This window comes from Deinococcus rubellus (assembly GCF_025244745.1).
Lineage (GTDB): Bacteria > Deinococcota > Deinococci > Deinococcales > Deinococcaceae > Deinococcus > Deinococcus rubellus.
The window spans coordinates 2,475,297-2,482,500 of record NZ_CP104213.1 but is presented as its reverse complement, the minus strand read 5'-3'; the positions used below and the strand labels follow the sequence as shown (position 1 = coordinate 2,482,500).

At 66.4% G+C, this 7,204-nt stretch carries 6 protein-coding genes and 1 pseudogene (1 of these 7 running past the window's edge); 5 read left to right on the top strand and 2 right to left on the bottom strand.

What is annotated here, in order from left to right; all coding sequences use genetic code 11:
- Both N0D28_RS12745 and N0D28_RS12740 read right to left on the bottom strand, forming a co-directional pair.
- Nucleotides 1–513, bottom strand: partial view of a DMT family transporter gene (locus tag N0D28_RS12745; protein ID WP_260561902.1) — the 5' portion only. 393 nt of this gene lie to the left of the window's left edge; 513 of the gene's 906 nt are visible here — the first part of the coding sequence; it begins with the start codon at nucleotides 511–513; its stop codon lies off the left edge, out of view.
- Nucleotides 514–518: 5 nt separating this feature from the next.
- A complete protein-coding gene (locus tag N0D28_RS12740) occupies nucleotides 519–1,289 on the bottom strand; it encodes a glucodextranase DOMON-like domain-containing protein (RefSeq protein ID WP_260559880.1) in 771 nt (256 codons plus the stop codon).
- A gap of 413 nt (nucleotides 1,290–1,702) precedes the next feature.
- Between N0D28_RS12740 and N0D28_RS15580 the strand changes: the two are divergent.
- The 5 genes and pseudogenes from N0D28_RS15580 to N0D28_RS12715 form a co-directional block, all read left to right on the top strand.
- A pseudogene (locus tag N0D28_RS15580) lies at nucleotides 1,703–1,978 on the top strand (hypothetical protein); the annotation flags it as partial.
- Between the two features lie 150 nt (nucleotides 1,979–2,128).
- Nucleotides 2,129–2,988 (top strand): IS5 family transposase gene (locus N0D28_RS12730; RefSeq protein WP_260561901.1). Its coding sequence is split into 2 segments (ribosomal slippage): nucleotides 2,129–2,486 and nucleotides 2,486–2,988, totalling 861 coding nucleotides; the frame shifts between segments, so codons are not numbered across the junction.
- Between the two features lie 44 nt (nucleotides 2,989–3,032).
- Nucleotides 3,033–3,299, top strand: a complete 267-nt coding sequence (locus N0D28_RS12725) for a nucleotidyl cyclase domain-containing protein (RefSeq protein WP_260559879.1) — start codon at nucleotides 3,033–3,035, stop codon at nucleotides 3,297–3,299.
- 26 nt (nucleotides 3,300–3,325) lie between these two features.
- Nucleotides 3,326–5,431, top strand: coding sequence for an SF1B family DNA helicase RecD2 (recD2, locus tag N0D28_RS12720; RefSeq protein ID WP_260559878.1), 2,106 nt, complete (start codon nucleotides 3,326–3,328; stop codon nucleotides 5,429–5,431).
- Between the two features lie 141 nt (nucleotides 5,432–5,572).
- Nucleotides 5,573–7,183 carry an HD domain-containing phosphohydrolase gene (locus tag N0D28_RS12715; protein WP_260559877.1) on the top strand — a complete coding sequence of 537 codons (1,611 nt, stop codon included), beginning with the start codon at nucleotides 5,573–5,575 and terminating at the stop codon, nucleotides 7,181–7,183.
- Nucleotides 7,184–7,204: the final 21 nt, after the last annotated feature.

Genomic DNA, 7,204 nt, shown 5'->3' with positions numbered 1-7,204 from the left:
GTAATACAGGCTGTAGGTCAGCCCTGCCGTAAGGCCCCAGCCGAGCGAGAGGACTGAGACCTGCACGCCCGAGCCGCCGCCCAGCGAAATCAGCGCCACGCCGCTGAGGGTGAGCGCGATGGCCCCGAGTTCGCGCAGGCCCAGCCGTTCTTTCCAGAACAGCCAGCCGGAGAGTGCCACGAACGCTGGGGCGGTGTAGAGCAGCACCGAGGCCAGGCTCGCGCCGCCTGCCCGGACCGCCAGTTGGTAGCTGCCGTAAAAGATGCTGACCCCACCCAGTCCGAACAGCCCGGTGATGAGCAAATCGCGGCCACGCGGCAGGGTGCTGCGGCGCACTCCGGCGCTGAGGGCAAAACAGCCGCCGCCCAGCAGCGCCCGCCAGAAAGCGATCTCCAGCGGCGAGACGCCTTCCTGCTGCGTGAATTTGCCGAAGATACCCAGTAAGCCCCACAGGCAGGCGGCCAGCAGCACCCAGGCGGCCCCGGCACTGGCTGCCAGGCCGGTCTGTCGCAAGCGGGTCAAGCGCCGCGCCGCCAGGCAAGAACGCCCAGTATGCTGGCCACCACCAGTCCGGTCACTGCCAGTCCCAGCAGCGTCAGCGCCCGCACATCGCGCACCTGGCCCACGCTGCTGAGCGCGCCGGAGGTGTAGACGGATTTCTGATCGCCGCTGAGCAGCACGTCTATCGGCGCGGGGGTGCCCTCGCGGGCGCTTCTCAGGGCGCTCAGGGAGGTGTCGCCGCCGGGCCGCGCCACGCCGTCGGGGCTGAACGGGGTGTAGAGGCTGGTCATGACCCAGTAGCTGTAGGCCCCGGCCTGAATGTCGGTGTCGATGACAATGTCGGTGCCGCGCAGGCTAACACGCGGCGCACCGCTGTCCAGGCGCACCTTGCCTGCTGTATCGGCGCTAAAGTGCTGGGCCACGAAGCCGTTGACGCGGTAGTGCTCCTGCCAGCCGGGTGGCTGAACGGTGCGCAGCCCCAGGTTGCCCAGATCATCGGCCCCACCCGGCCCGGTTTTGACGAAGATATCGAGGTTGAGGCCGGAAAACCCTGCTGGAGCCTGCCAGGGATTGCCGACGGCCCCCAGCGCGGTGCTCAGTTGCAGCTTGCCGCCGACATTTTCGGCCCTGAAGAGCCGCAGATCGAGCATGGCCGCGCTGACAGCGGGCCGGGCAGGCAACTGATAGCTGCCGTCGCCGTTCGCGTCACCCGCCGGATCGGGCACGCTCAGCAGCACAGTGGCGGAGAGTAGAGCGGCGGGCAAAAAGGCGGCCAGCAGGACAGACACGCCGGGCAGTATAGCGGCCTCCGGAGACCTGACGGGCCGCACCGCCGTGAGATGACAGGCTGCACAGTGGTCGAACCCAGTCCATCAAAAAACCGCCAGGATAGCAGGCGCTGCATGGCTTTTTCGTTGATGACTCCAGACCTCTTTTCTCCAGAAGGTCGCCGCATACTGCTGACCCTAGATCTGATGGTGCTGGGGCTGCTGCTGTTCGCCTCGCCTCGGGAGAATCAGCGTGGTGCTGGGCGTGCTGACGTTCTCACTGGTGGCGATGCGAGATCTGCGCCAGGCACTGACGCTCGGCAGCTTGCCCAGTGGGCTGGGCTTGTGGACGCCCGCCGAGATTCTGGAAGTGTTCTTTGCTCTTGGGGTCTGCGGCGGGCCTGGCGGGTATAGGGCTACTGGGCGCAGGGCTCATGGGAGTGCTGCTGTGGAATCTGCCGCTGGCGGTGATGATCCAGAAAGTGTGGGTCAATCTGGTGCTGGTCACGCTGCTACTGACCTGGCTGGGCTACGGCCTGAGCCGATTTCTGGAACGTGCCCACCAGATGCATCGGAGCGGCCACGCCGCGCTGGTCGAGGCCCGACAGGATTCCCTGACGCGGGTGCTGGGCCGGGCCGCCATTGAGGCTGAACTCGATCTGGCGCTGGAACGTACTGAGGCGAACGGCAATCCACTGAGTCTGGTGGTGTGTGACCTCGACCATTTCAAGGCGGTCAATGACCGTCACGGTCACGCGGTAGGTGATGTGGGGTGGCCAAACTGCTGCGCCGCAGCGTGGGCCAGGGGCGCAGCGTGGGGGCTAGGGTCTGTCTGGCTAAGTTTGATAGAGTCGTCTGTCATGGGCAGAACAGATCTCACGCCGGAACAATGGGCAAAACTGGAGCCTGAATGGCCAGGTAACCCCCGGCACGGACATGCCTACAAGCCGCATCTGCCGGTCACCAATGGCATTCTCTGGCGGCTGAAGACGGGAGCACCGTGGCGGGACATCCCAGAACGGTATGGCCCCTGGGAAACGTGTTGGGATCGCTTCACCCGCTGGTCACGCGATGGCACCTGGAAACGCGTCCTCGTGGCCCTCCAGGTCAAGGAAGATGCTCAGGGAAAGATTGATTGGGACGGCGCGTCCCTGGATAGCACCAGTTGTAAAGCCCACCGCGCTGCGGTGGGCGCACGAAAACAGCCAGCTAAGCTGGAAAAAAGGGGGCACTCAACGATGAGTGGCTCGGCATCAGCCGTGGAGGACGAAACAGCAAGATCCACGTGCTGACCGAGGGAAAACGCCGCCCGTTGGCCGTGCTGGTGTCGGAGGGTCAGGCCAGCGACCCGACCTACCTGCTTCCCCTCCTTGACGAGGTCTGCATCCGGCGGCCCGGTCCGGGCCGCCCTCGGAAGCGTCTGCCGATGGTGCGCGTAGATCGTGCGTACGGTGCACGGAAGTACCGTCAGCAACTGCGGAGCCGCAAGATCGTCTGTGTTTGTCCTGAACGCAAGGATGCCAAGAAAGCGCGGTTGAAGAAGGGCAGTCGTGGAGGTCGGCCCCCGAAATTCGACGCTGAAGCCGACAAGGGCCGCCAGGTGGTGGAATGCAACATCAATCGGCTCAAGGATTTTAGAGCACTCGCCACCCGCTACGAAAAACGTGGACATCAGTTTTTAGCCGTTGTACACGTTGCGTGCATTGTCCTCTGGCTCTGAAAACTCAGCCAGACAGACCCTACGGCGGAGAGGAATTTCTGCTGGTGGTGGCGCTCACCAAGTCCGACGCCCTGGGGTTGGCCGAGCAGCTCCGGCGCGACATCCAGGCCAGCCAGTGGGCGGGGCTGCGCGTCACGGTGAGCCTGGGAGTGGCGGCCTACCGAAGCGGCGAGAGTGCCGCGTCTTTGCCCGCGCTGCCCGGCGGCTTTACGCAGCAAAGCGCACCGGGTGCAACACCGTGCGCTGAACCCTCATCCCGCGTCCTGGGGCGATGGACGGGTTCATCTGGAACCCGCGCCCACCGGAGCTGATATGCTGAGAGCAGAATGGAGCCGCCGTGACCGACCTCGCCTCGCTGACCGATTTCAAACCCCGGCAGCTCAGTGTGACCGGCAGCGTCAATAAGGTGCGCTACCGTGCCGAGAGCGGCTTCACGGTGCTGTCGGCCACCCTCAGGAACGAGGAGGGCGAGGACGGTGACGCCACCGTGGTCGGCCTGATGCCGCCCCTGGACATCGGAGACAGCTTCAGCGCCGAGGTCAGCATGGAAGAGCACCGCGAGTACGGCTACCAGTACAAGGTGCTGAATATGGTGCTGGAAGCTGTGCCCGCCGACCTCACCGAGGAGGGCGTGGCGGCTTACCTGGAAGCCCGTGTGGGCGGCGTCGGTAAGGTACTGGCCAAGCGTATCGCCTCGCACTTCGGCCCGGCGACCTTCGAGGTGCTCTCAGAGACCCCCGAGAAGATGCTTCAGGTGCCGGGCATCACCCAGGCCACCCTGTTCAAGATGACCCAGAGCTGGAACGTGCAGGGCGGTGAGCGCCGTTCACTCGCGGCCTTGCAGGGCCTGGGCCTGAGCATTGCTCAGGCGCAGCGGGCTGCCAAGCACTTCGGCGAGGCGGCTGCCGAGCGGTTGCAGGCCGACATCTACGCCCTGACCGAAGTGGAGGGCATCGGCTTTTTGACCGCCGACAAGCTGGCCCGTGAGCAGGGCATGACCCTGGACGACCCGCGTCGCCTGACCGCCGCCGCCGTCTACGCCGTGCAGCAGGCCGCGCAGCAGGGCGGGCACAGCTACCTGCCGCGTGAGCGGGCCGAGAAGGGTGTGGCGCACTACGCCCGCGTCACGCCGCAGCAGGCGCTGCTGGCCCTCGACAACGCCGTGGAGCTGAACCGCCTCAAGGACGACGCGGGCCGGATCTACCTGCCGCCCGTGCTGCGCGCCGAGCGGCGGCTGGCCGGGACCATCCGCACCCTGATCAACACGCCGCCGACGGGTGAGTGGACCGTGCCCGCCGGAGCCGACCAGGGTCTGTCGGCGGAACAGGCCAGCGTGCTGCACCTGATGGAAGATCACCGCCTGGTGGTGCTGACCGGCGGCCCCGGGACCGGCAAGAGCACCACCACGCGGGCGGTGGCCGATCTGGCCGAGTCGCTGGGCCTGGAAGTGGGTCTGTGCGCCCCCACCGGAAAGGCGGCGCGGCGGCTGGGCGAGGTCACAGGCCGCAGCGCCAGCACCATTCACCGCCTGCTCGGCTACGGTCCCGAGGGCTTCCGGCACAACCATCTGGAACCGGCCCCGTTCGAGCTGATCATCGTGGACGAGGTGAGCATGTGCGGCGACGCGCTGATGCTGAGCCTGCTGGCTGCCGTGCCGCCGGGCGCGCGGGTGCTGCTGGTGGGCGATACCGATCAGTTGCCCCCGGTGGACGCCGGATTGCCGCTGCACGCCGTCACCCAGGTCGCGCCCACCATCCGGCTGACCCAGGTGTACCGTCAGGCCGCCCAGAACCCGATTATCCGGGCGGCGCACGACCTGCTGCATGGTCAGGCTCCAGAGTGGGGGCCGGAAGAACTCCATCACGTCGCCACTGAGGCCGACGTGGGGGCGCGGCGGGTCGCCCTGCTGGTGCGCGAACTCGGCGGCCCCGGCAAGGTGCAGGTGCTGACCCCCATGCGCAAGGGGCCGCTGGGCGTGGAGATGCTCAACCACCACCTTCAGGGCGTGTTCAATCCTGGCGTGGGTGGCGTGCGGATTGCCGACGGCGAGGCTCGGGCCGGGGACATCGTGGTGCAGACCAAGAACGATTACCAGAACGAGGTCTTCAACGGCACGCTGGGCACCGTGCTGCGTGAGGACCGGGGCAAGTTGCAGGTGGATTTTGACGGCAACATCGTCGACCTCGCCGGAGCTGAACTCTTCAATCTCCAGCTCGGTTACGCCCTGACCGTCCACCGCGCCCAGGGCAGCGAGTGGGGCACCGTGCTGGGCGTGCTGCACGAGGCCCATATGCCGATGCTCTCGCGCAATCTGGCCTACACCGCCCTGACGCGGGCCAAGGAGCGTTTCGTGGGCGTCGGTTCGCAGAGTGCCTGGGTGCGGGCGGCGGGCAAGCAGAAAGACGAGCGGTATACGGCCCTGCTGGAGCGGATTCGGGGCTGAAGCCACCAGTTCGACGTTCTCGGAGTCAGGATTCTGCAAGGTGCAGAGGATTAGACTCCCCATGATGGCCTCCCGCTTTTTCCCTGCTGGTCAACGGCGCTGCCGAACGCGGCCAGGGTCGTGGTCTTGAAGGCTGCCGATGTGCCTGTCGTTGTGCCTGCTAGAGTAGATTTGTACCGCTCCTCGGGGACACCCAAACCAGGTGTGGAGGCGCAGGCGCTGGTACTGCTGGCCCAGTCTTCCGAGGACGTCTTCCGGCGCTGCGTCAGCCTGGCGCTGGAGATCACGCGGGCCACTACCTCGATGGTGTTACTGTACCGGCCCGCGCTGGACGTACTGGAAGTGGTTGCGGCCAGCGGCCATCTGGCCGAGGAGGCCACCGGGCGGCGGTTGAGGCGCGGCGAGGCGTTGGGCTGGCGGGTCTTTGACTCGGGCGAGGTACAGACCGTTGGGCAGGCGCAAGACATGGCCGAGGCGTATTTCGTCTCTGGCTGCCCCCAGCCCGGCATGTATCTGGGGGTACCACTGCGCGACCCGGAAGGTCAGGTGCTGGGCGTGTTGTCTGCCGACACCACCAACAGCATGGAGCGGCTGGACGCGGCAGACGCCCAGGTGCTGCTGCTGCTGGGACAGGCTGCAGGGGTGGCCTATAGTCGCTGGCTGGCGCTCGAACACGCCCAGGTCACGGCGCGGCAGTTCGAGCGCCTCGCCACCCTGACGCCGGAGCTGGACCGTCTGACCCAGCCCGAAGAGATTGCCCGGCTGGCTTTGCAAGCACTGATCGACATGAGTGGGTTTACGTCCGGAGCGGTGTTCGCCATAGATCTTCAAGGTCAGGCCACCCTGACGGTGCTGGAGGGCGAAGAGTATGAAGGCCCGCCCAGCGCTGCCTGGTTACGTGAGCCGCATCCACCGGCGGGCCTCGTGGCGGAGGTGTTGCGAACCGGCAGCCCGCAGCTGGTGCCCGATTACCTGAGCTGGAGCGGCGCACGTGTACGCGGCATTTATACCGCCGTCGCCGCGCCGCTGCGTTCACGTGGACAGGTCGTGGGCGTGATCGGACTGATGCATACCCGTTACCGTCACAAAGCCCCCGGCGAAATCATGACCCTGCTCGGGATGGTCGCGGCCCGCATCGATCAGGCGCTGGAACGCGCCGCTGGACTGGACTACCTGCATCAGACGCGTGAGGCGGCCTTGCGGGCGCTGGGCCGGGTGCTCGAAGGCCGCGACGGCGACACCTTCGGCCACACCGACCGCGTCACCACGCTGGCCCTGCAACTGGGCGAGGCTCTGGGGCAGTCGCCGGAAGACTTGCAGCATCTGCGCTGGGGCGCGTACCTGCACGACATCGGCAAGGTGGCGGTGGGTGACGACGTGTTGCGTAAACCCGGTGCGTTGACAGCGGCGGAGCGGCGGCTGATGCAGCGCCATGTGGTGGTCGGGGACGACATGCTCCGTGACGAGGTGTTTGTGCCGCGTGCAGTCAGGGAAGTGGTGCGCCATCACCATGAACGCTGGGACGGTTCGGGCTATCCAGACCAACTGGCGGCACAGGCCATTCCGCTGCTGGCCCGTATCTTCAGCGTGGTGGATGTTTACGACGCGCTGCTCAGTGAGCGGCCCTATAAGCGGGCCTGGCCCCAGTCGGAGGCCCTGGCCGAACTCCAGCGCTGCGCAGGCAGCCAGTTCGATCCTCAGATCGTGGAGGTCTTCGTGAACTTGGAGCAACCATGTCCTGTCTGCCTGTGATGCAAAGTCGTTGCGGCGCTG